Genomic DNA, 26170 nt, shown 5'->3' with positions numbered 1-26170 from the left:
GTATTTTGCTGCCGTGTTGTTTCGCCGCCGTGCCACTGCCGTTTCTGCTGCCGCGCTTTCCGACCAGGAAGTGCTGGCCCGCTACCGCCAGGGCGGCGACGTAGCCGAGCTGGGTATTTTGTACGAGCGCCACCTGCCCGAGGTGTTTGCGGTGTGCCGCCGCTACCTGGCCCCGCCCGACGAAGATGCCCAGGATGCGGCTATGCAGCTGTTTGAGCAGCTGGTGGGAAAGCTGCGCACGCATCGCCCCGATAACTTTCCGGCCTGGCTCTATACTACGGCCCGCAATTTTTGCCTTATGGAGCTGCGCGCCCGGCAGCGCGGCACGGCCAGCGGCGGCCCCCTACTGCTGCTGCCCGATGCCGCCGATGTGGAAATGGCCGCCGCCCGGCATCTGCCCAGTGCTGAGGCGGAGGCCGAAGAAGCTTCCCTGCACGAAGCCGACCTCCAAGCCCTGGAGCTGGCCCTGAGCCAGCTACCCGCCGAACAGCGCCACTGCCTGGAGCTGTTTTATTTGGAAGAAAAATCGTATCAGGAAATTGCGGCCGCTACCGGGCTGGCTCTCAACCTCGTCAAAAGCCACCTCCAGAACGGCCGCCGTATGCTCAGGCGCGAGCTGGAAAAAAAGCTGCGAATGAGCAGCGACAACGAAAGCATCACCTCCTGACCCCGGCCGACTACTTTTTAATTTTTACTTAAAAATGCTGCCTACTAACCCGTTGCTCAACGCTACTGCTCCGGCTGGTGCCCACCTGCCAGTGGCATTGCTGCGGCAGTACGCGGCGGGTTCGCTGGCTCCGGCCGCGCAGCACCGGGTCGAAGCGCACACCCTGGCCTGCCAGCGCTGCGCCGATATCCTCGACGGCCTGCTGCAAACTCCCCCCGCCACCACCGACCAGGCGCTGCAGCAGCTGCAGCAGCGCCTGCGCAAGCGCGTGCTGCTGCAGGCTGCCCCGGCCCGGCAGCAGCTGGGGCCGGGGCAGCATCGGTGGCTGGCGCCGCAGCTGGCAGCGGCAGCTACCCTGCTGCTGGGCCTGGTGGCCGGCGGCTGGTGGACCTGGCAGCAGCGTCACTTCGCGCCTGGCCCGCCGGTCACGGAGCAGGCAGGCACAAGTGCGGCCACGCCTGCGACAGTGCCCGTTGCGCCGCCTTCGGTTGGGCTGCCGCCAGCCAGCGCCCCAGCGGTGGCCGCAGCGCCTGCTTCCAGGCACCCGGCCGCGCAAGCCAGGCACCGGGCAGAAACATATAAAAGAAACAATATTTATAGCCGGCATCAACCCGCTGCAAGCCGGCCTCTGGCCAGCGCGGCGGTAGCAGCCGCGCCGGCCCAGCCGCCAACTCAGGCAGCAGCTATGGCCCTCACCGACACTGTTGCGCCGGCAGGCCGCACCCGCCAGGCTATAGCTAAAGCCAGCCCGGCTTCCGAACCGGCGCTGGTACGCGACGCAGCTATGCCAGCCGGCCCTACGGTGCTGCCGGTGCCGGCCGGTGGCTACCCGGCCCTGCGCGAAAAGCTGCGGCAGGATGCTGCCAGCTTTCAGCCGGAAACGCCCGAACCCAAGTTAACAGGTACGGTAAAGCTGCGCCTGGCTATCGGCTCCGATGGTAAAATACAGCAAATCAACGTACTACGCGGCCTTCGTGCCGACTACGACGCCGAAGCCCAGCGCCTGGTGTGCGAGGGCCCGGCCTGGATACCCGGCATCAGCAGCGGCCGGCGGGCCGCCCAGGTAGTGGAGATAGCAGTCCCTTTTTAACAGCATTACCTCGGCTTTTTACTTTGCTTTTTACAGCCTGGTGCCGGGCTTAAACGAGCCGTCATCTACCGATTTGAGAAAGGTGATGAAGCCTTTCATGTAAGTCTGCTGGTCGTCGTACATGCTCATGTGGCTGCCCTGGGGGCAAATGAGGGAGTTGCCGTTCTTAACCTGAGTGGCAATCCAGGCCATGTGGGCCGGGTCCATGGTATCGTACTTGCCGCCAATGCTGAGTACGGGCACCGTCAGCTTGGGCAGGTCCTTGGTGCGGTCCCAGTTCACGAGCTTGCCGGCTACGCCAAACTCGCTGGGGCCCTGCATCGTCACGTAGAGCGATTTATTGAGCTTGCCCATCGAGCGGGTAATAGGCTCGGGATTGGGCACGATACGGCACAGGTGCTGGGCGTAGAAATTGGGCTCCAGCAGGCCCATGTAGCGCGGGTTGTCGAAATCCTTTTTGGCTTCGATGTGCCGGATTTCGGCCAGCACCTCGGGCTTCATCTGTTTGGCCAGCACGTCTTCGGCGTACTTGCCGTAGGCCGGGCAGCTCATCATCATGTTGGAAATAATAAGCCCCTTAAGGTTTTGCTGGTACTTGAAGGCATACTCGGCGGCCAGGATGCCACCCCACGAATGCCCGAGCAGGTAGAAGTTATCCTTGTTCAGATTCAGGGCTTTGCGTACCTGCTCTACCTCCTCCACGTAGCGCGGCAGGCTCCACATGGAGGTATCGTGGGGGTTGTCGGAGTTGCCGCAGCCGAGCTGGTCATAGTAGATAAACTCTATATTCTGCTGCGGCAGAAAGCTTTCCATGCACTCGAAGTACTCGTGCGTGGCGCCCGGCCCGCCGTTGAGCAGCAGCACTTTGATTTTTGGATTGTTGCCGAAGCGCTTGGTCCAGACGTTGAACTTACCCTTGGGCGTGGTTATCGGAATGACCTGGATGCCACCCGTTTTCACGCCCGCTTCGGGAGCCGGGAAATAGGCGACGCCGCTTGAGGTAGTGGCCGGGCTGCCGGCGGGGCTGGATTGGCAGGCGGTAAATAAAGCGGTCGCGCACAGCGCTCCGCAGGCCCAGCGTAAAGTAGCAGAAAGCATCATGAGTAAAAAGCAGCCGCCTGAAAATGAACGGTGCGCCAAGCTAGCACGCATTTAGGAGAACGGCCGAAAAGCTGGGCCGCCAGCCGGCAGAAATTCTCCCTTTATAGCTGAACAAGTCTCTCTTTAATCCGCAAACTCTCTGCGCTTCGGGCTGCGCTGGCATTCCACTTTATAAACAAAGGTCAATTTTATCGGGTTAAACTCCCACTAATTTACTTAACTGGCCGGGCTTATCGGCTCTCCACCCCACTTCTTCCTTTTCCACAACTTATGCAACCTTATCAAGAGCTGAACAAGCAATTTATCGATGGCGTCTGGCGCGACGGGCGTGAGCAGGACGTTATTCAGGATATAAACCCCTACGACAACTCCGTGCTGCTCGACATCAAATGTGCGGGCCTCGATGAGCTGAACGAAGCCTATGAGGCCGCCCGGCGCGCCGGCGTGGCCTGGGCCGCATTGCTACCTCAGGAGCGCCGCGATGTTCTACTGAAAGCCGCCGACATTTTGCTTCAGCGCAAAGACGAGTTTGCTCACTGGATAGCGCAGGAAGCCGGCGGCGCCCACGCCAAAGGTGAGATTGAGGTGATGCTGGCCCGCGAGGTTATTCTCGAAGCTTCTTCCTTCCCGAGCCGGCTGCACGGGTTTATTCTGCCCTCCAGTACGCCCGGCAAGGAAAGCCGCGTGTACCGCAAGCCGCTGGGTGTCATTGGTATTATCAGCCCCTGGAATTTTCCGGTGCATTTGTCGATGCGCTCCATTGCGCCGGCGCTGGGCTGTGGCAACGCTATTGTGGTGAAGCCCGCTTCGCAAACCCCGGCTACGGGCGGCACCCTGCTGGCCAAGCTATTTGAGGAAGCCGGCCTGCCCAAAGGTGTGTTCAATGTGGTCATCGGCAAGTCGTCGACCATCGGCGATGCCTTCGTGACGCATCCCATTCCGAAGCTGATTTCCTTTACCGGCTCGACGCCGGTGGGCAAAGGCATTGGTAAGCTGGCCGGCGAAAGCCTGAAGAAAGTAGCGCTGGAACTGGGCGGCAACAACGTCTTTATCGTGCTCGAGGACGCGGATATCGACCTGGCCGTAGCTGCTGCCATGATGGGCAAGTTTATGCACCAAGGCCAGATTTGCATGGCTGTGAACCGCTTTCTGGTGCACGAGGCGATATACGACGAATTTCGCGACAAGCTGGTGGCCCGCACAAAGGCGCTGAAAGTAGGCGACCCGCGCGACAAGGCTACTGACATCGGCCCGCTCATCGATGACAAGCAGGTGCAGCGCATTCAGAAGGATATGGAGGAGAGCGTGGCCCAAGGTGCCAAAATAGAGTGCGGCGGCCAGGCCGAAGGCGCGGTGCTACACCCAGCCGTGATGAGTGGCGTGCGCAACGATATGCCTATCGCGCGCAACGAAATCTTTGGCCCGGTGGCCGTGCTCATTCCCTTTAAAGACGACCAGGAAATGCTGAAGCTGGCTAATGAGCTGGACTTCGGCCTGAGTGGGGCGCTGCACACCCGCAACGTAGACCGCGGCGTGCAGCTGGCCCGCCAGGTAGAAACCGGCATGATTCACGTCAACGACCAGAGTGTCAACGACGAGCCCAACGCTCCGTTTGGCGGCGAGCGCGAGTCGGGCCTGGGCCGCTTTGGCGGCGAATGGGTGATGGACGAGATGACCCGCGTGCAGTGGGTAACCGTGCAGCACGAGCCCCGGCAGTACCCGATTTAACGGCAGGGCAGTAGCGCGAACTACAAAGTTCGCGCTACTGCAAGACTAGCCGCTGTAGCCACCACCACTTTCGGGCTCGGTAGCGCTGCCGCCGGGCTTGGTAGGCGTGGGCAGGTCAGATTCAGTTTTAATTTCAACGTCGCTGTAATCGGGCACGCCGTCGCCCTGCACGGGTACGGGCGGCTCGGGATGGGAGGCGGGGGAGACGAGGGCTGTTGCATGGCTAAGAAACGGGTTGGCTTAGTGCCTGTACGGCCGTGAGCGGCCAATGGCTGCCGGGCTCCGGCCGGGGAGCGTACTTTTGCCAGCGTTGCCAGAAGCAGTTTCCCACTCCTTGTCAGTTCACATGAGTCAGTTCCGCACCGAAAAAGATACCATGGGCCAGGTGCAAGTGCCCGCCGACGCCTATTGGGGCGCCCAAACCCAGCGCAGCATCGAGAATTTTCCGATTGCGCAGGACATCAACAAGATGCCCAAGGAAATTATCAAAGCCTTCGCCTATCTGAAAAAAGCTGCGGCCCTTACCAACCGCGACGCGGGCATTTTGCCGGCTGAGAAGGCCGCCCTCATTGGCCAGGTAGCCGACGAGATTCTGGCCGGCCAGCTGGCCGACCAGTTTCCGCTGGTGGTGTGGCAAACCGGCTCAGGCACGCAGAGCAACATGAATATGAACGAGGTGATTGCCTACCGCGGCCACGTGCTGCACGGCGGCCAACTCAGTGATGAAAAGAAGTTTCTGGCCCCTAACGATGACGTAAACAAGAGCCAGAGCAGCAACGACACCTTCCCGACGGCCATGCACATCGCGGCCTACAAGATTCTGGTCGAGACTACGATTCCGGGCATCGAGAAGCTGCGCGATACGCTCAAGGCCAAGTCGCAGGAGTTTATGCACGTCGTTAAAATCGGCCGCACGCATTTCATGGATGCCACGCCGCTGACGCTGGGCCAGGAGTTTTCGGGCTACGTGTCGCAGCTCGACCACGGCCTGCGGGCCATCAAAAATACCTTGGCGCACCTGAGCGAGCTGGCACTGGGTGGCACCGCCGTGGGCACCGGCATCAACACGCCCGCCGGCTACCCCGAGAACGTAGCCAAGCACATTGCCGAGCTAACCGGCCTGCCCTTCGTCACGGCCGAGAATAAGTTTGAGGCCCTGGCCGCCCACGACGCCATCGTGGAAGCCCACGGCGCGCTCAAGACCGTGGCCGTGAGCCTCATGAAAATTGCCAACGACGTGCGCATGCTCAGCAGCGGCCCGCGCGCCGGCATCGGCGAAATTTCGATTCCCGACAATGAGCCCGGCTCCAGCATCATGCCCGGCAAGGTAAACCCCACGCAGTGCGAGGCGATGACCATGGTAGCCGCCCAGGTAATGGGCAACGACGTGGCTATCACGGTAGGCGGCTCGATGGGCCACTTCGAGCTGAACGTGTTCAAGCCCGTGATGATATTCAACTTCCTGCACTCGGCCCGCCTCATCGGCGACGTGTGCGTAGCGTTTAACGACAAGTGCGCGGTGGGCATTGAGCCCATTCTGCCCAATATCAAGAAGCACGTTGATAGCAGCCTGATGCTGGTGACGGCCCTCAACCCACACATCGGCTACTACAAAGCCGCCGAAATTGCCCAGACGGCCCACAAAAACAACTCCACTCTCAAGGAAACCGCCATCAAGCTCGGCTACGTCACGGCCGAGGAGTTTGACCAGTGGCTGAAGCCGGAAGACATGGTGGGTCAGATTAACGTGGGCTAGCCTGCTCATCGGACAATTTTCTCCAAAGAAGGGCGTCATGAGAAGAGCGTCATGCTGAGCTTGTCGAAGCATCTCTACCGCGCCGCTAGGGTCGTTCGGTAGAGATGCTTCGACAAGCTCAGCATGACGCTCTTTATTTTGTTGATTAGCCAATTATGCGCTGCCACCTGTTTTTCAGCCTCTTTTTAGTCGCCGCCCCGCTGCTCAGCCGGGCGCAGCTGGCCCAGGCAGTGCCCGCCGATTCGGCTACGGCCCGGGCCGCTCTGGCAGGAGCCGCCCAGCGGTTCCCGAAGTTTTATCAGGCTTTGCGAGCTGTTCAGCAGCACGATACGTTGCTGCGGCGGTTTGTGGTGGTGCGGTCGGCGCTGCCGCTGGCAACCCCGGCAATGGCGTTTCCCAACGGGGCGGTGCGCCTCGACCTGCGCTACCTGCAACACCTTCAGCCCGGCTTCGACGACGACCGCCTGGTAGTGGTGCTGTACCACGAAATCGGGCATTTACACTACTTCCGCACGGTGCCGCCAGCCCGCCGCACCCCGGAAGCCAGCGAGCGGGCAGCATTCGATTACTCTCTACTAAAAACCCACGAACTGGCCGAGGCCGGCGACTGCAAGCCCTTGCAAACGGGGTTGTATTTTATGCGGCTGCGCAGCCAGTCGGCCGATATAGCCGACCCGCACGTGCAGGCGTTAAAAAGCCTGGTGCGCGAGCCAGCCTATGCCAATTACCAGCGCTATGTGGCCGAGCATTGCGCGGCGAGCCGATAGGCCAGAGGTGGGCTGGTTAGCCAGCTACCGCTATTTTCGTTTCGTTTCTACGCTTCTTTCTCTACTGCCGTGCCTTTCGATTTCGAACAAACCCTCGTGCTGGAAAATAGCCGCGCCCGGCTGCGCCCGCTCGAAGCCACAGACTTTGAAGAGCTGAAGGCAGTGGCCTTTACTCCTGAGCTGTGGGAATACACACTCAGCCGCGCCGACGACACCGTGAGCCTGGCGGCCTACATTGCGGCGGCGGGCCAGGCGCGGCAGGCCGGGCTGCGCTACCCATTTGTGATAATTGACCGGGCCACGGGGCGGCTGGCGGGCAGCACCAGCTACTACAACCTCGACCCCGACAATCAGAAGCTGAGTATTGGCTACACCTGGGTAGGCACTGATTTTCAGCGCACCGGCCTCAACCGGGCCGCGAAGCACCTGCTGCTGTGCCATGCTTTTGACCAGCTGGGCTGCGAGCGCGTAGAGCTGGAAACCGACAGCCGCAACCTGAAGTCGCAGCAGGCCATGCGCCGCATGGGCGCCACCGAGGAAGGCACGCTGCGCAGCCACCGCCTCACGCAGGGCAACTTCCGGCGCGACACCAAGATTTTCAGCATCATCCGCTCTGAGTGGAACCAGCTGCGGCACAGCGTTTTTGCCGAGTTCGACGCCCGTGGCTAGCCCCGCCCCCGGCCCGGCCTGCTGCGCCGCCGGGCGGCCAGCTTTGGGCACGCTTTTCGGGGAGTGGGCGCGGCCCTGCGCTCCGAGCTGCACTTGCAGTTTCATGCGGTAGCGACGGCCATTGTGCTCGGGCTGGGGCTGTACTTTCGGCTGCGGCTGAGCGAATGGGCGCTGGTAGCGCTGGCGGTGGCGGGCGTGTGGGCGGCCGAGCTGTTTAATACCGCTATCGAAACCCTCACCAACCTGGTGTCGCCCGACTACCACCCGCTGGCCGGCAAGGCCAAAGATGTGGCGGCGGGCGCGGTGCTGCTGGCCGCGCTGGGTGCGCTGGCAGTCGGAGCGCTGCTGTTCGGGCCTAAAATCTGGCTCCTGCTGTCGCGCTAACTATTCGAAGCCATTGGCGTAAGGACAAAGGATTTTACGTTAGCTTTTTTACCCATTTTCGCTATGCGCCGTTTGCTTATCCCTTTTACCGCGCTGGCCTTGCTACTGAGTGCTTGCCAATCAGACGTAGTCGTGAATACGCCTACTACGCCGCCCTCCGAAGGCTTTGTGAGTGAGCCCGATACGCCGGCGCCCACCAGCACCAACACCACCGACCCCGTAGCGGCCCGCGATATGCGCCTCGACAGCACGGCCCGGCCGCTGTGGCTGCGGCAGCGCATTCAAAGTATCCTGGCCACGCGCAAGCGCAATCCGATTATCCGCATCACGCGCTATGAGTATGAAGGCCAGACTGTTTACTATGAGTCGGCCCCCTGCTGCGACCAGTACTCGACCGTTTATGATGTAAAAGGCCAGATACTATGTCACCCCGAAGGCGGCATCACGGGTAAAGGCGATGGCAAGTGTGCCAACTTCGACAAGCGCAAAGCCAATGAGCAGCTGGTGTGGCAAGACCCCCGCTGAGCCGGCTGCAATGCCAACAACTTCTCCCAATCTTCCTCTCTTCCAATGATTAATACGATTGCCAAGCTCGGCGCTTTCAACGTGTGGGCCAACGAAACGCTGCTGCGCCGCCTCGACTCTTCGGTAGCGCCCGGCAAGGAGGCTCCCCAGGCCGCGCTGCGCATTTTCAGCCACGTTATCAATGCCCAGGCTATCTGGATTGCCCGCCTCAGCGGCACCCAAAGCCCCTAAAAGTGTGGCAGGAACACGACCTGGCCGGCCTGCACTACTGGCACGAGCAAACCTCGCGGCACTTCCAGCAGCTGTGTGAAACTGCCGACGATACGGAGCTGAATCGCCATATTCAGTATTCCAACTCGCAGGGCGATGCCTTCGACTCCCAGGTGAGCGACATTCTGACCCACTGCGTGGTGCATGCCAGCTACCACCGCGGCCAGGTAGCTACCAAGATGCGGGAAGCCGGCCTGGAACCGGTTAACTCCGATTTTATTACTTACTGCCGCGAGATAAGCGGCCAGGTAACTCCGCAGCTGTAAGCAGTGGGGCGCCGCTTCGCCTGCTTTCCGCTCACCGCTTTTTACGACTGCCCTATCCTTTTAGTGGGTAGCTGGTTCTACTACTTATTCCTTGTAAGGCCACCCGCTTGGGTGGCCTTTTCATTGGAGTTACCGCTACTTTCCTGCTTTGTCAAGTATATGCCTGCTTCCACCTCCCCCGTTCTCACTGCCGACCAGCTGGCCACCGGCCTCAGCTACCCGGCTTATCGCCAACACATTGCCGAAGCGCTGACTCAGGCAAACCCCGACCCGCAGCAGGCGAAAATGCTACCTCACTACCGCGAAGGGGCCGACCGCATGGACCGCGTGGCGCCAACCGTAGCGGTGCTGCCTGAGCTGCAAGCCGCGGTAAACCGGCTTACGCAACACTACCTCTGGGCGATTATTACCGAAGGCTGGTGCGGCGACGCTTCCCAGACGGTTCCGGTTTTTGAGGCCATAGCCCAGGCCAGCGGCGGCCACCTCGAAACGCGGTACTTTTTGCGCGACTCGCATCCCGACCTCATCGACCGTTACCTCACCAACGGCGGCCGGGCCATCCCGATTACCGTTTTTCTGCGCGCCGGCTCACTCACCGAAGCGGGCGTGTGGGGCCCGCGCCCGGCGCCGCTGCAAACCATTATGCAGGAGCTGAAAGCCCACGACACGCCTTTCAAAGAGATTGTTAGCCAGGTGCATGCCTGGTACGACCAGGATGCGGCCCGTACCACCCAGCACGAGCTGCTGGCGCTGGTGCAAAAGCTTTCATAAAGCATTATACTTTTAATATGTATTAAAAGTATAATGCTTTACCCACTCTCCTTCGAGAGTGGGCGCTCTTCCGGTTATTTTTATTTTTTTGCTGTATCGGCAGGGGCCGCAGCCTTCTTACGACCACCAAACAGGCTGTTCAGGCCCGCGCCGATGGCTTGCTTGGCTTTTTCTTGCGCTTCGAGCTTCTTTTTCTGAATTTCGAGTTGGAGCTGCTCCTGCGAGGTTTGCTGGGTGGTGGCGGTGGCTTTCTGGGTGCTGTCGGTTTTGGCCTTGTTCTTAGTCGCCAGGCCCAGCAGCGCGTCGGTGAGCTTGGTTTTAACCACATTCGTCACAATGGCCTTGCCCTGGTCTTTAAGGCTGCCACTGGTCAGCTTTACGCTGGGACTGGTGACGGTGCCGCCGATGTTGAGGCCCAGCGTCACGCGGTCAGTACCCTGGATATTCGATACGCCGGTGAGCTGCGTGAGCTTGCTATTCAGGGCATTACCCAGCTTGCCGGTGGGTGCGTTGATGGCCGTAACGTAGGAAAGAATACCGGCCAGGCTGTTCGAGCCACCCACCGTCATCTTTACGTCGCCTACCGTCAGGTCGAAAGGCTTCACTACAAAGTTGCCATTCACAATCTCGGCGTTCACGATGCGGTTAATCACCTCCAGGTTTTTCAGCTCGGGCAAGGTAGTGAGACTGGAAATCTGCGACATTACCGGCGATTGCAACACGCTGGCTTTCACGATGTCAAACAAGCCCTTGCCGCTCAGCGTGGCCAGCTTGGGCAGCATATCCTGGCCCATCTCGCCGCTCACGTTGAATGTAGTGCCAAAAATCCCTTGCACCTGCGAGGCCAGCGGCACCAAGGCCTTTACAGTGTTGAAGGCTCCGAACGCCTTCTGAAAATCCAGATTCTTGATATTCAGCCCCAGGTCGAACCTGGGGTGCGCCAAGTCTTGCGTGTTGTAGCTGCCCGTAGTGCCGAAGGCAGCGCCCAAGGTATTAAAAGTCAAGTTCTTCAGGGTAGCCACTTCGTTCTTTACCGCTACCGTGCCGGCGGCATTCGTCAGCTTCAGGTTGTCGTAGGTCACGTTATCGACCTTGCTGTTCAATACCAGGTCGAAGAATTTCGGAATGGGCACCACGCCCGTGGCCTTCGCCGGGGCCGCCTTGCCGGTGGCAGTCGACTTCTCGCTCACGGGGTCTACCATAAACTCGTTTACGTTGAAGCTGTGCGAGGTCACGTTCAGCGTGCCGCGCAGCGGCTGGCCGGGCGTAAAGAGGTAGCCCAGGTAGTTGCTCACCGTGCCGTTGGCCGCAAAGTCGGAGCTGCCGGCCGTGCCGTTAAGGCTCTGAATAACAATCTGATTATTGTTGAACGTGGCGGCGGCATTGCTGATAGCTACTCCCTGCGGCAGGTCTTTGCTCTTGTATGTCACATTGTTGGCCTTCACAGTACCGCTGGCTTTCACATTCTGGTAGCGGCCGGCTTCTACGTCGGCCATGTTGCCGGCAGCGGCGATATTACCCGCTACACGACCCGTTACGGTCATGCCCTGAAGCGGGAAAATCTTCGTGATTTTGGTGAGGTCCACCGTGCCGTTCACGTTCGCATCAAATACCGGTTTGGCTATATTGTGGGCTGTGAGGCGGCCATCGAGCGGCTCGCCTTCCAGCATCATATGAAACTGCAGCAGATTTACATAAGTATCGTCCATCTGCCCAGTAGTATTCATAACCGTACCGCTGAGGTTAATATCTTCAATCGGGGCCGGAAACTTATCTGACTTCACGTAGCCATTCGCCATTTTAATGGCCGCGTTGACCACCGGCATCTGGGTTTTTGAATAGATGCCTTTGCCCGTCGCATCCACGAAGAACTGCCCACGCATTGTGAGGCCGGGCACCGGATACACTTTTAGCGCTTCGGCCAGATTCACGTTGGCTTTTACGTGGCCATCTACCTTCATTGGGGCGAGGCCATCGATGGCGACGCTCCCATCAACCGGGTCGTTGCCCAGGTCGAGGTGAAACTTCGACACGTTGACTTTCACGTTGTTGGTAAAGCCCGACGGGTTGTCTACCACCATCGCCACGTTGATATTTTTGGCCTCGCGCGGCAAGTCGGGGTACTTAAAGCGGCCGTTGGTCACGGCCAGGTTCAGGCCGTAGCCGGGCATCCGCAGCTTGTTTTGCACGCCCTTGTAATAGCCGTTGAAAGCCACCTGGCCACTGGCTTCCACGTTCTTAAACTGGGCGTTGTACACGCCCGGCACCAGGCTCAGAATATTCTTAAAATCAGTTTGCAAAGCCTTGAACGTCACGTCGTAGGTGATATCCGTAGCATTCGGCAAGCCGATGGCACCGGCGAAGCTAAACGGAAAATCGTTGAGCTTTACCTGGTTCTCCTTAAAGGTATAGAGGTTCTTGTTCAGGTCCATGCTCATGGCAATAGCAGCGGCTACCTGCTTGTTGGTCAGGTAGTCGATACCATTGTAGTTGGCCGTAAGCTGGCTGATAGTGGTGTTGGAAGTCAGGTCGAAGACGTTGTTGGCAAAATCGCCCTTGCCCTGGTGGTTAACACCCCGCGCATCGAGCCGCACCGGAATGCTGAGGTCTTCGTAGCGCAGCCGCCCGTTGGTAATTTCCCAGCCCCGAATAGCCAGATTTACCTTGCTGGTGTCCTGGCCCTTAGCCGCCGCAGCGGCGTTCGGAATCATGATATCCCAGTTGGGCCGCCCGCTTTTCAGCACCTTCACCGAAAACTCGGGCTGGTCGAGGGCCACGCTTTTTATATCAATCTGCTGGCCTTTCACCACCGACATCAGGTCGAGGCCCACCCGCAGGCGCGGCAGGTAAGCCAGGGTGTCGCGGCTAAAGGAGTCGAGGCCAATTACGCGCAGGTTCTTGATATCCAGCCCCAAATCGGGAAACGTGCTGAGCAGCGTCACGCCGATATCGTCGGGGTTGTACTGCACCTTCGCGCGCACGCGCTGCGCTATCTGCTGGTCGGCCAGCGCCCGGAGCTTGTCTTTAAACAAGAAAGGAGCCGCCGCCAGCGCTGCAACCAGCACTACCAGAAACAGTACAAAGCCAAGCAGAATTTTACGTATCATGAAGAAGTCATTAAGTCGCTATGGGCAAAAGTAAGGCCCACCAGGCACGCCTTGGCCGCTAGCGCGCTCAACGCGAAAATGGGACCAAATACGCCCGGCACGCTCGTTTTTTGCTAATAAGACCGCATGCACCAGCCAAAGGTGAAGTGCCGATAGGCAATCAGCAATCCCTCCTGGTCGACTTGGCGAGCGCCAGCCCTGCTATTGAAGCGGTTTAGAAAGTCGGGGCTGAAGCAGACCGCCGGCGATACCGCCAGTCTCGACTTTCTAAACCGCTTCATTGAAAATTTTACTGTTTTCCGGCCTGCTCCAGAAATAAATAGCGCGTCCGGTTTGCCTCCGCCTCAACTTTGGGCGATGCGTCCAGCCGCAGGGCTTGCCCTTTGGCACCGCGGTTAGCGGCGGGCCAGTTGACCAGGCCCGCACCGTTGGGGTTGCCGCTTTTGATAAAGTTCGCAAAATAAGCCTGCATTATATCCGACACCTTATAGTCATCAGCTGTCCAGTTATAGACCTTATTGGTACCCAGGTTACCCAGCGCGTATTCAATCTCGGCAGAGTGCACCGCCCCACTGGCTGCCGGGGCGGGCGGCAGCGCCGGTCGCGGCCGGGCAAACAGGTAGCGGTACACGGGCTGGTCGCCGGTTTGGGCGTGCATCTCGGCCCACTTCCAGGTGCTATAAGCGATAAAGCGGTCGCTGGCCAGGGCATTGGCCGACTGCTCAGCCTCGGCGTCAGAGCCGGCCGGGTAGAGGCGCAGGGCCTCGGCGGTGCGGCTGCCATAGAGCTTCTGCACGGTATTGCGGTAGTTTTCGGCGGTGGGCGGTAGCTGGCCCAGCAAAAACGGGTAATTCATTTCCAGCGAGTTCCAGCCCACCAGCAGCGGCACGGCGGCCTGGGCACCGGCGGCATAAATCTCGGCCGGTGGCCGGGGCAAAAAGTAGCCATCCTCAATGGCAGAGAAGCGTGGCGCATCGGGCTTGGCCGTGGCATCGAGCACTTGCTGGGCCGGCAGCGCCCGCAGAGCGCCCAGTGAGCTGGCTCCCAGGCTGGTCGCGAAGGCTACGCCCGCTTGCTCGGCCTGCGCCAGCGTAGCCAGCGGCTGTAAGCCCAGCAGCGACCCGCTTTCCCCAATAGCGCCAACAATCAGATTCTTGGCCAGCGGCGAGGCCATTTGGGCACTCACCGACCACGAGCCTGCCGATTCCCCGGCAATCGTGATATGCTGCGGGTCGCCGCCGAAGGCCGCGATATTATCGCTCACCCAGCGCAGGGCGGCGGCCTGGTCGAGCAGGCCGTAGTTGCCCGAAGCGTGGTGCGGCGACTCCTTGGTCAGCTCGGGGTGGGCCAGGAAGCCAAATACACCGAGTCGATAGTTCACCGTCACGGTTACGATGCCGCGCCGGGCCAGCGCCTCGCCGTCGTAGCGCGGCTCCGAGCCATCGCCGGCCACGAAGCCGCCACCGTAGAAATACACCAGCACCGGCCGCCGCTCTTTGGCCGACTGCGCGCCCGTCCACACGTTCAGATACAGGCAGTCCTCGCTCACGCTATTTGAGCGAAAATTCATGTCGCTGAACAGTGGCAGCTGCATGGCGCGGGGGCCAAACTGGGTGGCGGGCCGCACGTCTTTCCAAGGCTGGGCCGGCTGCGGAGCCTGCCAGCGCCGCGGCCCCACGGGGGGCGCGGCATAAGGGATTCCTTTAAACTCGTGAATACCACTCGGCGCAGTAGCGCCGGCCAGCCGCCCGCCGGCTACCTGCACCTGGTTATTGGCTAAGCTATTGGGAGAATTTTTGGTGGGCTGGGCCACGGCGGCCAGCGCCCCGGCCACCAGAGAAAGAGCAAGAAAAAACTTCATGCTGAAAGATAGCAGCACGAAACAGAAGCCACACGCAAAACGCCCCGTTGCCGGACGGGCAACGGGGCGTTTTGCGTGTGGCTTCTGGTCGGTAGGCTTACAGCAGTTCGGTGCTGCGCTTCACAAAGGCCGTTAGAGCCTCGCCTTTCAGCAGGCCCTGCGCCAGCAGCGCCAGGTCGAAGGCTTGCTTGGCAATGGTTTCGCCGCCATCGGCCAAGGCTTTTTGCGCAATGGGGCTGTTGGCATTCACCGTCACGTCGAACGAGTCGGGCAGCGAGCCGAACATCTGCATGCCGCCCCCGCCACCGGTACGCTGCATGTCTTTCATACGGCGCATAAACTCATTCTGGGTGATAACCACCGGCGCATCCTGCGGCGAGAGGGGGCCACTTTGACGTGCATGCTGGGGTTGCTGATGGCGCTGGTAAAAAGCTCCTCCAGCTTCTTGTGGTCGTCTTCGCTCAGTACGCTGGCGGGCGCTTCTTCCTTCTCAATAAGCTGGCCCACGGTAGCCGAATCGACGCGCTTAAACGTGGTTTTTTCCAGTTTCTGCTCCAGCTGGCCAATAAAGTGCGCGTCGAGCACCTGGTCCATATTCAGCACGTCGTAGCCGCGCTCCTGGGCGGCCGCCACGAAGCCGTGCTGGGCCTCGGCATCGGTGGTATAGAGCACCACCGTATTGTCCGTTTTATCTTTCTGATTAGCCTGAATGTGCTCGGTGTACTCGGTGAGCGTGTAAAGCTTGCCGCTTACGCTTTTGAGCAGCACGAAGTCCTTGGCGCGGTCGTAGAATTTCTCATCCGAGAGCATGCCATACTTCACAAACACCCCAATATCAGCCCATTTCTCCTCGTAGCCGGCGCGGTCCTTGCGGAAGAGCTCAGCCAGCTTATCGGCTACTTTTTTGGTGATGTAGGTATTGATTTTGCGCACCGCCGCATCGGCCTGCAGGAAGCTGCGCGATACGTTCAGCGGAATATCGGGCGAGTCGATAACGCCGTGCAATAGCATCAGGAACTCGGGCACTACGTCCTTCACCTCGTCGGTGATAAACACCTGGCGCGAGTACAGCTGAATCTTATTGCGCGAAAATTGCAGCTCGTCCTTCACCTTCGGGAAGTACAAGATACCCGTGAGGTGAAACGGATAGTCTACGTTGAGGTGAATCCAGAACAGCGGCTCATCCATGCTCATCGGATAGAGCTCCTGGTAGAACTTCTTGTAGTCCTCGTCGGTCAGCTCCGAAGGCTGCTTGGTCCAGATGGGCGTCGTATCGTTAATCAGCTGGCCCTCAAACTCAATCGGAATCGGCAGAAACTTGCAGTACTTGCTCAGAATGGTGCGCAGCCGGGCTTCTTCCAGAAACTCATCCGAGTCTTCGGCTACGTGCAGCACCACATCGGTGCCGCGCTCGGCCTTGGCGTGCTCACCGGTGGGCTCGTCGATGGTGTACTGGGTGCTGCCGTCGCAGGTCCAGTGCGCCGTAACACTGTCTTCCTTATAAGATTTCGACCATATCTCCACCTCGCTGGCCACCATGAAGGCCGAGTAGAAGCCCAGGCCAAACTGCCCGATTATCTGGTCTTTGGCCTGCGCATCCTTCTCCTTGTACTTCTCCACAAACTCGGTGGCGCCGGAGAAGGCAATCTGGTTGATGTACTTCTTGATTTCGTCGGCCGTCATGCCCAGGCCGTGGTCCGAAATTGTGATTTTGCGGGCCTCTTTATCTACCGTCACGCGCACTTTCAGCTCGCCCACTTCGCCCTTGTACTCGCCCAGCGCGGCCAGGCTCTTGAGCTTCTGGGTAGCATCGACGGCATTGCTGACCAATTCGCGCAAGAATATCTCATGGTCAGAATATAAGAACTTCTTAATGATAGGAAAGATGTTCTCGGTATGGATGGAAATGGAGCCGGTTTCGGACATCGGAATAGCTGACTTAGTGTTGGGTGAAATAACAAAAGGCTGACTAACAGGCCGGGGCCTGCCAGTCAGCCTGGCTTTTCAAAGGCTGTTCCAAGGTGTTGGCGGCTGCCAGGTTGGCAGCAAACGGGGCTATTGGGGCTGGTAGCCGGCCAGGGGCTCGGCCACCTCGTCGGAGTAAGAGAAGAAAGCTCCGAAATAATGTACCCACTCGGCCCATAGACCGGGCAGGCGGGGCGACTCGTCGGTGAGCCAGGCCAGTGCTGGTGCAGGATGCGTAAAAAAATGTGCTTCGAAAGGAAGCTGAGCATCAACCGCCATCAGTACGCCTTCCACTACCTGCTGATTGTAGACGCGCTGCGCCGAAAGCACAATCACTACCTGCTCGAGCGGCACAGTAAAAAGAGCCGGCATAAACTTGGTGCTCAACCACAGCTGGTCGTACACCGGAACATCAGGCATCATGTTCAATTCCAGCACTATACGCTTCACGCAAAGCCGCTTGACCAGCACGCGCAGCTGCGTAAAGGCCTGCTGAAAGCGCTCCATATTCCGGTCGGCCATCCAGGCCACCCGCATCAGGCTTGAAATCTCATCGTACTGAATACAGAACTCAGTTATTTTATTAATAATCATACGTTTATTCACCGTAAACAGCCTCTGAACCAGCGCTTGCCAATGCTTAACGTTTACAGGAAGCTGAACAAATACGGCAAGTAGTCGTTTTTGGATTTTTTTCGGTTGATTTTTTTAGCTTCTTTTACGGAACCCGGCGGTACTCGATTTCCTCGCGTACGCCGGGCAAGGCGTCGCCCACCAGAAAATCTACTATCAGCTTCCGGCGGCTTACCTGTATCAACTGCTGGTTATCGAATGAGGAGCCGCCTTCCGTGGCTGGGCTTTGGGCAAAGAGCGTTCCTTGCTTAACTATATAGTTACCAGTCTCCAGGCGAACAGGCTGGCCCGGCCGCGCTATCGTAAACTGATAGCTGCCATCGGGCCGGAACTCGACCAGCAGGTGCGCAAGCCCGCTTACTACTTCCCGGTTTAGTGCTGCCACCTCCGGATTATTCATCTGCTCAAGCACTTCGGGAGGTACCGTTTGGGCCGCCGTAAAGCTGACCTGGCGCAGCTCCCAACGGCCGGGCAGGAGCGCAGGTACCTGCGCCCAAGCCAAAGCTGGCCCCAGGACCAGCCCCATTAATAGAACAAAACCGAGATTTAGTTTACCCAAACCGGAGAAGAGCGCATAGTACCACATACCTTACCGCAAGATACCATATCTTAGGCTTATATCGATTTTGCATGCCCTATGCGTAGCGGGCAAAGCAGCGCGGCCTTGCGGGCCAGGACGGGGGCTACTTCTTGTGCAGCAAACTGCATCCGGTTCCCGCATGCTAATGCAACATAATTGCGAGTTTGGAGTTAGTCGCCGGTGCATGGCGGTAAAGTTGGCGGCTCCATGCAACCCTTTACTTCCACCGGGCTCTTTACAGAAGCTCACTCAGCATTATCGTGTTGCGGACCGTTTTACGCCCCTACCTCGCCCTGCTCTTGCTGCTCTGCCTGCTGCGGACGCTGCTGCCCGAGGCGTGGGTACTGGCGTTGCACAACCACGGCCATACCACGGAGCTAACGGGTAGCCAGCGCCCCAAAGGCAAGCTGCTTCTGAGCCCGCGCCACAGCCACTGCCAGACTGAGCAGTTTTACAACGTGCCGTTTCAGGCGTCCAGCCGGTTGGCTTTGCCCCAGCCGCGCCTCGGCCTGCGCTACCAGCCACTGGCGGCACCGGCGGTGCTGGCTTGCTCGGCGGTAGCCCTGCGCAGCACCACGCTGCGAGGTCCACCCGTAAGCTAGAGGCTGCCCGCTATTTTTTGGTGCCATTGCCTGTTAATCAGCGTTTTCGCCTGGTTCTCTACCTGCATGCTGCCCGGCTTACTCGGCCGGCTGCTCCGATTTTTCTCTGGTTTGGTTTTAGAGAAAATGCAAACAGGCCCTGACCTTTGGCTGGGGTTTGTTTGCGGAGCCAGGCGTGTGCACTGGCAGCGCACGGCGCTCCAACTCCTTACTGCTTCGTTAATTCAAATGTTTCGCACTTACTCTCCTGCGCTGCTAGCCAGCGCGCTATCGTTTTCATTGCCAGTTCGGGCGCAGGTGGCCCCGGCAGCTGCACCGGCCCGGTCCCGGGCGGCCATCACCTTTGCCGGGCACCTCACCGACGCCGCCACCGGCGAAGCCATACCGGGAGCAAACATCGTTTTTCCCGACCTCAAGCAAGGCACTGCCACCGATGCCACCGGCCGCTTCAGCTTTAGCAACCTGCCCCGGGGGCGGTTTCTGATACAGGTAGTATCGCTAGGGTACAATACTATCAATCAACTGGTTGATACCAACAGCGGCCAGCCGCTGGAGCTGAAGCTGACGCCCGCCGCCACCGAAATCGGGCAGGTAGTGGTGACGGGCGTGTCGCAGGCTACGGAGCTGCGGCGCTCGCCGGTGCCCACCACGGTGGTAGACCGCACCCGCCTCAATCAGACATCCTCGACCAACGTGATTGATGCCATTGCGCACACGCCGGGCGTGAGCCAGATTACGACCGGCGCGGCCATCAGCAAGCCCGTGGTGCGCGGCCTGGGCTACAACCGCGTGGTGACTCTCAACAACGGAGCCAAGCAGGAAGGCCAGCAGTGGGGCGATGAGCACGGCATCGAGATTGACGAGTTCAGCATCGACCGGGCCGAGATTATCAAGGGCCCCGGCTCCTTGCTCTATGGCTCGGATGCGATGGCGGGGGTTATCAACTTTCTGGCCCCGACCCCATTGCCGAAGGCCACATTACGGGCACGGCTACGGCTAACTACCAGACCAACAACCACCAGCAGGGCTATTCGCTCGAAAACGCGGGCAATATCAATGGCCTGAACTGGCTGGTGCGCGGCACCCGCAAAGTGGCCGGCGACTACCAGAACCGCTACGATGGCCGGGTTTTCAACTCGGGCTTCAACGAGTGGGACGCCAACGGCTACCTGGGCCTGAACAAAGCCTGGGGCTACTCGCATCTCACATTCAGCACCTTCAACCAGAATCTGGGCCTGATTGAAGGCGTGCGCGACAGCCTGAGTGGCCGCTTTGTGCGCGATGTAGCCGTGGGCAACCAGGTGCAGTCGCGGGTGGTGAGCGACGACGAGCTCCGCGGCTATGGCCTGGCCGTGCCGCGCCAGCTAGTCAACCACCTGCGCCTGGGCACCGACAACAGCTTTATTATCGGCCAGAAAGGCGGGCGGCTGGCCTTGCAGGTAAATTACCAGCAAAACCTGCGGCGCGAATACGGCGACGCACTTACGCCCGAGGTTGCGCAGCTTTACTTTCAACTGCGCACCGTGGACTACGCCCTGCGCTATTTTCTGCCCGAGCTCAATGGCTGGAACCTGGCCGTGGGCACCACCGGCCTGCGCCAGCAAAACCGCAACCTGGGCACCGAATTTCTAATTCCGGCCTACGACATTACGGAGGGCGGCGTGTTTGGGGTACTCAAAAAATCGTTTGGCAGCCTCGACCTCAGCGGTGGCCTACGTTACGACGTGCGCCGCATCTCAGCCCAAAGCCTGTACCTGGATGGCACTACCGAGCAGCCCACTGCGCCCACCATGCCGGGGGCCGAAACCAAGTTTCCGGGCTTCCTGAGTACGTTTCAAAACTATAGCGGCAGCGTGGGCGCGGCTTATAACCTGAGCGACCGCCTCACGGTGAAGGCCAACGTATCGCGGGGCTTTCGTGCGCCCAATATTGCCGAGCTGGGAGCCAACGGCGTGCACGAGGGCACCATTCGCTACGAAGTAGGTGCGCCCAACCTCAAGGCCGAAACCAGCCTGCAGGTAGATGCGGGCGTGAGCTATACTTCTGAACACGTACGCTTCACAGTTGATGCCTTTGAGAACAGCATCAGCAACTACATTTTTGAGCGCCGGGTGCTGAACCGGGCCGGCACCGACTCCCTGGTTTCGACCGGACCGAATATAGGCCTTTTTAACTATGTGCAGGGGCAGGCCCGGCTGCAGGGCGGCGAGGTTACGCTCGATTTTCACCCGCACCCACTCGACTGGCTGCACTTCGAAAACTCGTTTGCGATGGTACGCGCCCGCCAGCTCGACGTGCCCGCCGACCAGCAATACCTGCCCTTCATTCCGGCCGACCGCTTGCAATCGGAGCTGCGTGGCAACTTCCGGCGCCAGGGCAAGCGACTTACCAACGTGTACGCCCGCTTTCAGCTGGAGCAAACCTTCGCCCAGAACCGCTACTTTGCCGCCTACGACACCGAAACGGCTACGCCGGCCTACACGCTCTTTAACGCCGGAGCGGGCACCGATGTGGCCGATGCCAAGGGCAAAACCCTGTTTTCGCTTTATATCACGGCCAACAACCTCTTCGATGTGGCCTACCAGTCGCACCTGAGCCGCCTGAAGTACGAAGATTTCAACTACGTAACGGGCCGCCGGGGCGTGTTTAACATGGGCCGCACGGTGAGCTTGAAAGTGGTAGTGCCGCTGGCATTCAAATAGCGCATAAAAAGGGGCATTGCCGGCCTGCTCCGGCGATGCCCCTTTACCGGCTGGCATCCTTAGCTTGTGTCTTGCCTGAATCCAATGCCCCGGCTTTGCGTTTAGGCCCTGAGCCCAATCTCTTTCCTTACATGCCCCACCACCACGACCATAGCCACGCCGGCCACGTTCATGCTGCGCCACCGGCAGGCGGCCACTTCAGCGCCGCCTTTGCCATAGGCATTGGCCTGAACCTGGCTTTCGTTATTGCCGAAACGATTGGCGGCATCGGGGCCCACTCGGCGGCGCTGCTCTCCGATGCCGGCCACAACCTGAGCGATGTGCTGAGCCTGGCACTGGCCTGGGGCGCGGCCTGGCTGGCGGGGCGCCCGGCCACGGGCCGCTACACGTTTGGCTACCGCGGGGCTACCATTCAGGCGGCCCTGCTGAATGCGGCGCTGCTTTACGGGGCGCTGGGCTTTGTGCTGTGGGAAACCATCGACCACCTGCGCCATCCCGAGCCCGTGAACGGCGTGGCCGTAATGGCCCTGGCGGGGGCCGGTATCCTGGTGAATGGCTTCACTGCCTTCCTGTTTCGGGCGGGTCAAAAGGGTGACGTAAATGTGCGCGGGGCTTACCTGCACATGCTTACCGATGCGCTGGTAAGCCTGGGCGTAGTAGTAGGCGGGGCCATTACCTACTTCACGCACTGGACCTGGCTCGACCCGCTGCTGGGCCTGGGGCTGCTCGCCGTGATTGCAGTGGGCTCCTGGGGCTTACTGCGCGACACCATCCGCCTGGGCCTGCAGGCGGTGCCCAACGGCATTGACTTAGAGCAGGTTCGAGAATTTATGCTGGGTCAGCCCGGCGTGCAGGGCCTGCACGACCTGCACATCTGGAGCATGAGCAGCGATGGGCACGACACGGCGCTGATGGCCCACCTGGTGCGGCCCGGCGGGGCCGATGCCACCTGGCTGGCCAACCTTTCGGCCGGGCTGCTGCACGAGTTTCATATTCACCACAGCACCGTGCAGGTAGAAGACGCCGAGCTGGAACACGGCTGCCAGAGCGGCTGCGCCACTACCGCCCATACCGCGCAGCTGTCAGCTTAGCCGGGGCCCGGATTGAGGAGCACTGCGCAAAAGCAGCTTGTCACCCCCGAAAAGTCGGGGCGGCATAGTACTTTTCAGCATGCAAAATCCCGCCCGCCCGCAATCGCCCCCTCAACTAGACGAGTCCGCGAAGTCTGCGGTGCAGACTACCAAGCTGTTTTCGGCCATCGTTATAGTAGCTTCGCTGGGCTACTTCGTTGATATTTACGACCTTATTCTCTTCAGCATTGTGCGGGTAAAGAGCCTGAACGAGCTGGGCATCATTGACAAGGCGGCTATTAAAAGCCAGGGCGAATACCTGCTTTCGATGCAGATGGGCGGGATGTTGCTGGGCGGCATTCTGTGGGGCGTGCTGGGCGATAAAAAAGGCCGGCTGTCGGTGCTTTTCGGCTCCATTCTGATGTATTCGCTGGCCAACCTCGCCAATGCCTACGTGCATACCCTTGACCAGTACGCCTGGCTGCGCCTGATAGCCGGCATCGGCCTGGCCGGTGAGCTGGGCGCAGGCATTACGCTGGTGAGCGAAACGCTGCCTAAGGAAAAGCGCGGCCTGGGCACGATGGTAGTGGCGACGGTGGGCGTGAGCGGGGCTATGCTGGGCTACTGGGTGGGCCAGCGCCTGGGCTGGCGCAACGCCTACCTGGTGGGTGGCGCGCTGGGCCTGGCGCTGCTCGTGCTGCGCGTGAGTGTATTCGAGTCGGGCATGTTTCAGAAAACCAAAGAAAGCACCGTGGCTCGGGGCAATTTCCTGAGCCTTTTTACCAACCCTATGCTGCTGGGGCGCTACCTGCGCTGCCTGCTCATTGGCATTCCACTGTGGTTTGTGGTGGGCATTCTTATCACCTTCTCGCCCGAGTTTGCAGAGGCGCTGGGCGTGCGGGTGCCTGCCGGCGAGCCGGCTATCTCGGCCGGGCTGGCGGTGTTCTGGTGCTACTTCGGGCTGGTATTCGGCGATTTTTTCAGCGGTGGCCTCAGCCAGCTTCTGAAAAGTCGCAACCGGGCTTTGCAGTTTTTTCTGGCATTCTGCACGCTCATGGTGGGTGTATATCTATTTGGTCTGCAAGGCGCTACGCCTACCACTTTTTATGTCGTATGCTTTGTGTTGGGTATCTCGGTGGGGTTCTGGGCATTGTTTGTAACCGTAGCGGCCGAGCAGTTTGGCACCAACCTGCGCGCCACCGTGGCCACCACCGCCCCCAACTTTGCGCGGGGCGCGGTGGTGCTGCTGGTGCCGGCTTTCCGCTGGGCCGAGGCGCACCTGGGCGGGCGCATCAGCGGGGCGGCCGCCCTGGGTGGCCTGTCGCTGCTGGTGGCCTTCTGGGCTGTCAGCACCCTGCCCGAAAGCTTTGGCAAAGACCTGGACTACAGCGAGCCGAGCTAGCACCGGGGGCTCCTTGCCGCGCCAACGCTTCAGGGCCGCGGCTCGCTGAGAACCTGAACCATAACTCCGGCGGCGCGTTGAAGGGCTAGCCGCTTCAGCTGGCTATCTTTTATATGAAAAATACCATATTAGGCGCCGCCTTCGCTTTTAGCGTCTTTACTGCACTCGCCGGCCATGCCCAAACGACCACGCCCGACCAGACCGCCCCGGTTCCGCAAAATGCCCAAAGCACTTACGACCAGCAGCGTAGCCAGCGCAAAATGGCCGACCAGTCGGTAACCGACAGCCGCCGCCAGCTCAAGCAGCAGGAAAGCCAGACCCGCGACCTAAAGCACCAGATGCGGGAGCAGCGCCAGCAGGCCAAGCAGCAAAATGAGCAGCTCAAGATGCAGCGTCAGGATGCCAAGGTGGCCCACGAGCAGGAAAAGCAGGCCAAAGCGCAGCTGAAAATGGAAAAGAAAGCTGAAAAAGCCGGCCATTAATCCTAACAGCGACAGCCTTTTGCGGCAGTCCACTGCTGCTTATCTCAGAAAAAGCTCTGGCTGCGGCCAGAGCTTTTCTTATTTTGCCCGTATCCTTGTTTTTGCCCTTCTCCTACCCGCCACATGGCTGCCAAAAACCCTGCCCGCTACTACCCGCTGCACCACTTTATTCTGCTGCCGCTTACCCTGCTGATGGTTATCTATACCATTCGCCGCTATGCAAACCTGGCCGGTGACGATTCTGAGCTCTCCCGTCTGTGGTTTTCGCTGGCAGCCGTTACGCTACTATTTTTTGTTACGCTCGTGATGCTTCGCCAGCACTACGCGCTCACGCTGCAAGACCGGCTGGCCCGCCTCGAAGTGCGCCAGCGCTACTTTGAGCTGAGCGGGCAGCGTTTTGCGGCGCTCGAAAAAGACCTTTCACTAAAGCAAATCCTAACTTTGCGCCTCGCCGGCGACCAGGAGCTGCCCGCGCTGGCTCAGGCTGCCGCCCGCGAAAAGCTCACGTCCAAGGATATTCTGGCCCGTATTGATGACTTCCAGCTCGATACTATGCGGGTCTGATACCCGGCAGCAGTGAGCTTGGGGCTACACCAGGCCTAACGGCGCTTTAGGCCAACTCGCTCCGCAATTACCTATTCAATTAGCAGTAAAAAGTATGATTCTCTACAACGTTACCACCAGCCTGGAGCCCAGTATTGCCGAAGCGTGGGTGGCCTACATGCGCGACCACCACATGGCCGAAGTAGTGGGCACCGGCTGCTTTATTCGTAGCCAGCTGCTGCGCTTGCTCAACGAAGAAGATGACGGTGTAACCTACGCCGCCCAGTATTTCAGCATCAGTCTTGAGCAGCTAGAGGCGTATCAGCTGCATTTTGCGCCCGCTCTGCGCCAGGAAATGGACGATAAGTTTGCTGGTAAGTACCACTCATTCCGCACCGTGCTGGAAGTGGTGGAATAACTAACCGGTAATGTCGTTCTCACACTCGAACGACTTTACCTGTTTTCATTGCTCAGCTCAAACAGCGTGAAGCTCCATACGTCGGCCCATTCGGCTATCTGGAGCTGGGTGCTTTTGCCCGCGCCGTGGCCGGCATTGACGTCGATGCGAATGAGCGTGGGGCTTGGGCCCGCCTGACAGGCCTGCAGCTCGGCGGCAAACTTAAACGAATGCGCTGGCACCACGCGGTCGTCGTGGTCGGCGGTGGTAATGAGCGTAGCCGGGTAAGCCGTGCCGGGCTTTAAGTTGTGCAGGGGCGAGTAGCTGAGCAGGTTATGAAACTGCGCCTCGTCGTCGGAGGTGCCATACTCGGGAGCCCAGTTCCAGCCGATGGTAAACTTCTGGTACTTGAGCATATCCATAACGCCCACGGCGGGCAGGGCCACGCGGCACAGGGTGGGCTGCTGGGTCATGATGGCTCCTACGAGCAGGCCCCCGTTGGAGCCACCCGCGATGGCCAGCTTTTGGGAGCAGGTGTAGCCGGCGCTTTTCAGGTAGTCGGCAGCCGCAATAAAGTCGTCGAACACGTTTTGCTTGTAGGGCGTCATGCCGGCCTGGTGCCAGGCTTCGCCGTACTCGCCGCCGCCGCGCAGGCTGGGAATAGCCAGCACGCCGCCGCGCTCCAGCCACAGCAGCCGCGCCACCGAGAAACCCGGCGTAAGCGACACGTTAAAGCCGCCGTAGGCATAGAGATACGTGGGATTTTGTCTATTCAGCGCCAGGCCTTTTTTGTGGGTAATAAACATCGGGATTCTGGTCCCGTCCTTGCTTT

Annotated in this window: 26 protein-coding genes and 1 pseudogene; 19 read left to right on the top strand and 8 right to left on the bottom strand. The window is 59.7% G+C overall.

Annotated features, from left to right (window positions below):
* Positions 1 to 13 precede the first annotated feature (13 nt).
* Together GKZ67_RS18435 and GKZ67_RS18430 are read left to right on the top strand one after the other, a co-directional pair.
* Positions 14 to 667, top strand: coding sequence for an RNA polymerase sigma factor (locus GKZ67_RS18435; RefSeq protein ID WP_173245316.1), 654 nt, complete (start codon positions 14 to 16; stop codon positions 665 to 667).
* Between the two features lie 34 nt (positions 668 to 701).
* Complete coding sequence (locus GKZ67_RS18430) at positions 702 to 1757, top strand: energy transducer TonB (RefSeq protein ID WP_173245313.1); 1056 nt, start codon at positions 702 to 704, stop codon at positions 1755 to 1757.
* Between the two features lie 30 nt (positions 1758 to 1787).
* On the opposite strand, the gene GKZ67_RS18425 is transcribed toward GKZ67_RS18430, so the two are convergent.
* The gene (locus GKZ67_RS18425) at positions 1788 to 2855 is read right to left on the bottom strand and encodes a proline iminopeptidase-family hydrolase (RefSeq protein WP_173246992.1); all 1068 of its coding nucleotides are present in this window, start codon (positions 2853 to 2855) and stop codon (positions 1788 to 1790) included.
* 273 nt (positions 2856 to 3128) lie between these two features.
* Between GKZ67_RS18425 and GKZ67_RS18420 the strand changes: the two genes are divergently transcribed.
* A complete protein-coding gene (locus GKZ67_RS18420) occupies positions 3129 to 4586 on the top strand; it encodes an aldehyde dehydrogenase family protein (protein ID WP_173245310.1) in 1458 nt (485 codons plus the stop codon).
* 45 nt (positions 4587 to 4631) lie between these two features.
* Here GKZ67_RS18420 and GKZ67_RS24155 read toward each other — a convergent pair whose 3' ends face one another.
* Positions 4632 to 4757: a hypothetical protein gene (locus GKZ67_RS24155; protein WP_262889615.1), complete on the bottom strand. Its 126-nt coding sequence runs from the start codon at positions 4755 to 4757 to the stop codon at positions 4632 to 4634.
* A 175-nt stretch (positions 4758 to 4932) separates the two neighbouring features.
* Between GKZ67_RS24155 and fumC the strand changes: the two genes are divergently transcribed.
* The 8 genes from fumC (at position 4933) to GKZ67_RS18385 (ending at position 9994) form a co-directional block, all read left to right on the top strand.
* A complete protein-coding gene (fumC, locus tag GKZ67_RS18415) occupies positions 4933 to 6342 on the top strand; it encodes a class II fumarate hydratase (protein WP_173245307.1) in 1410 nt (469 codons plus the stop codon).
* Positions 6343 to 6497: 155 nt separating this feature from the next.
* Positions 6498 to 7109: a hypothetical protein gene (locus tag GKZ67_RS18410; protein ID WP_173245306.1), complete on the top strand. Its 612-nt coding sequence runs from the start codon at positions 6498 to 6500 to the stop codon at positions 7107 to 7109.
* A gap of 69 nt (positions 7110 to 7178) precedes the next feature.
* Positions 7179 to 7778, top strand: coding sequence for a GNAT family N-acetyltransferase (locus tag GKZ67_RS18405; RefSeq protein ID WP_173245303.1), 600 nt, complete (start codon positions 7179 to 7181; stop codon positions 7776 to 7778).
* Positions 7779 to 7841: 63 nt separating this feature from the next.
* Complete coding sequence (locus tag GKZ67_RS18400; RefSeq protein ID WP_254244928.1) at positions 7842 to 8162, top strand: diacylglycerol kinase family protein; 321 nt, start codon at positions 7842 to 7844, stop codon at positions 8160 to 8162.
* A gap of 63 nt (positions 8163 to 8225) precedes the next feature.
* Entirely contained in the window at positions 8226 to 8687 is a 462-nt protein-coding gene (locus tag GKZ67_RS18395; RefSeq protein WP_173245300.1) for a DUF6970 domain-containing protein, read from the top strand.
* 45 nt (positions 8688 to 8732) lie between these two features.
* Entirely contained in the window at positions 8733 to 8918 is a 186-nt protein-coding gene (locus GKZ67_RS23890; protein ID WP_254244927.1) for a hypothetical protein, read from the top strand.
* 2 nt (positions 8919 to 8920) lie between these two features.
* A complete protein-coding gene (locus GKZ67_RS23885; protein ID WP_254244926.1) occupies positions 8921 to 9223 on the top strand; it encodes a DinB family protein in 303 nt (100 codons plus the stop codon).
* Positions 9224 to 9382: 159 nt separating this feature from the next.
* A complete protein-coding gene (locus GKZ67_RS18385; protein ID WP_173245297.1) occupies positions 9383 to 9994 on the top strand; it encodes a thioredoxin family protein in 612 nt (203 codons plus the stop codon).
* An 80-nt stretch (positions 9995 to 10074) separates the two neighbouring features.
* Here the strand turns inward: GKZ67_RS18385 and GKZ67_RS18380 are convergent, their stop codons facing one another.
* The 5 genes and pseudogenes from GKZ67_RS18380 to GKZ67_RS18360 form a co-directional block, all read right to left on the bottom strand.
* Positions 10075 to 13101 carry an AsmA family protein gene (locus GKZ67_RS18380; protein ID WP_254244925.1) on the bottom strand — a complete coding sequence of 1009 codons (3027 nt, stop codon included), beginning with the start codon at positions 13099 to 13101 and terminating at the stop codon, positions 10075 to 10077.
* Positions 13102 to 13390: 289 nt separating this feature from the next.
* On the bottom strand, positions 13391 to 14962 hold the full coding sequence (locus GKZ67_RS18375; RefSeq protein WP_173245293.1) for a carboxylesterase/lipase family protein: 1572 nt from the start codon (positions 14960 to 14962) through the stop codon (positions 13391 to 13393).
* Between the two features lie 97 nt (positions 14963 to 15059).
* A pseudogene (htpG, locus tag GKZ67_RS18370) lies at positions 15060 to 16888 on the bottom strand (molecular chaperone HtpG).
* 129 nt (positions 16889 to 17017) lie between these two features.
* Positions 17018 to 17521, bottom strand: coding sequence for a hypothetical protein (locus GKZ67_RS18365; protein WP_173245290.1), 504 nt, complete (start codon positions 17519 to 17521; stop codon positions 17018 to 17020).
* 124 nt (positions 17522 to 17645) lie between these two features.
* Entirely contained in the window at positions 17646 to 18086 is a 441-nt protein-coding gene (locus GKZ67_RS18360; RefSeq protein WP_173245287.1) for a hypothetical protein, read from the bottom strand.
* Positions 18087 to 18439: 353 nt separating this feature from the next.
* On the opposite strand from GKZ67_RS18360, the gene GKZ67_RS18355 reads away from it, so the two are divergent.
* From GKZ67_RS18355 to GKZ67_RS18320, 8 genes are all read left to right on the top strand, one after another.
* A complete protein-coding gene (locus tag GKZ67_RS18355; protein ID WP_173245284.1) occupies positions 18440 to 18742 on the top strand; it encodes a hypothetical protein in 303 nt (100 codons plus the stop codon).
* Positions 18743 to 18970: 228 nt separating this feature from the next.
* Positions 18971 to 19807, top strand: a complete 837-nt coding sequence (locus GKZ67_RS18350) for a TonB-dependent receptor (protein WP_173245281.1) — start codon at positions 18971 to 18973, stop codon at positions 19805 to 19807.
* A complete protein-coding gene (locus GKZ67_RS18345; RefSeq protein ID WP_173246983.1) occupies positions 19705 to 21444 on the top strand; it encodes a TonB-dependent receptor in 1740 nt (579 codons plus the stop codon). The genes GKZ67_RS18350 and GKZ67_RS18345 overlap by 103 nt, the downstream gene beginning before the upstream one ends.
* Positions 21445 to 21575: 131 nt before the next feature.
* Complete coding sequence (locus GKZ67_RS18340; protein WP_217278622.1) at positions 21576 to 22535, top strand: cation diffusion facilitator family transporter; 960 nt, start codon at positions 21576 to 21578, stop codon at positions 22533 to 22535.
* Between the two features lie 79 nt (positions 22536 to 22614).
* Positions 22615 to 23916, top strand: coding sequence for an MFS transporter (locus GKZ67_RS18335; protein WP_173245275.1), 1302 nt, complete (start codon positions 22615 to 22617; stop codon positions 23914 to 23916).
* A 113-nt stretch (positions 23917 to 24029) separates the two neighbouring features.
* On the top strand, positions 24030 to 24398 hold the full coding sequence (locus GKZ67_RS18330) for a hypothetical protein (RefSeq protein WP_173245272.1): 369 nt from the start codon (positions 24030 to 24032) through the stop codon (positions 24396 to 24398).
* Positions 24399 to 24521: 123 nt separating this feature from the next.
* Entirely contained in the window at positions 24522 to 24962 is a 441-nt protein-coding gene (locus GKZ67_RS18325) for a DUF6526 family protein (protein WP_173245269.1), read from the top strand.
* A gap of 94 nt (positions 24963 to 25056) precedes the next feature.
* Entirely contained in the window at positions 25057 to 25359 is a 303-nt protein-coding gene (locus tag GKZ67_RS18320; RefSeq protein ID WP_173245266.1) for a DUF4286 family protein, read from the top strand.
* A gap of 35 nt (positions 25360 to 25394) precedes the next feature.
* On the opposite strand, the gene GKZ67_RS23880 is transcribed toward GKZ67_RS18320, so the two are convergent.
* A complete protein-coding gene (locus GKZ67_RS23880; protein ID WP_254245281.1) occupies positions 25395 to 26144 on the bottom strand; it encodes a prolyl oligopeptidase family serine peptidase in 750 nt (249 codons plus the stop codon).
* Positions 26145 to 26170: the final 26 nt, after the last annotated feature.

This window comes from Hymenobacter sp. BRD67, from assembly GCF_013256425.1.
GTDB lineage: Bacteria > Bacteroidota > Bacteroidia > Cytophagales > Hymenobacteraceae > Hymenobacter.
The sequence above is the reverse complement of the archived record's forward strand: the minus strand, read 5'-3'. Positions and strand labels throughout refer to the sequence as shown.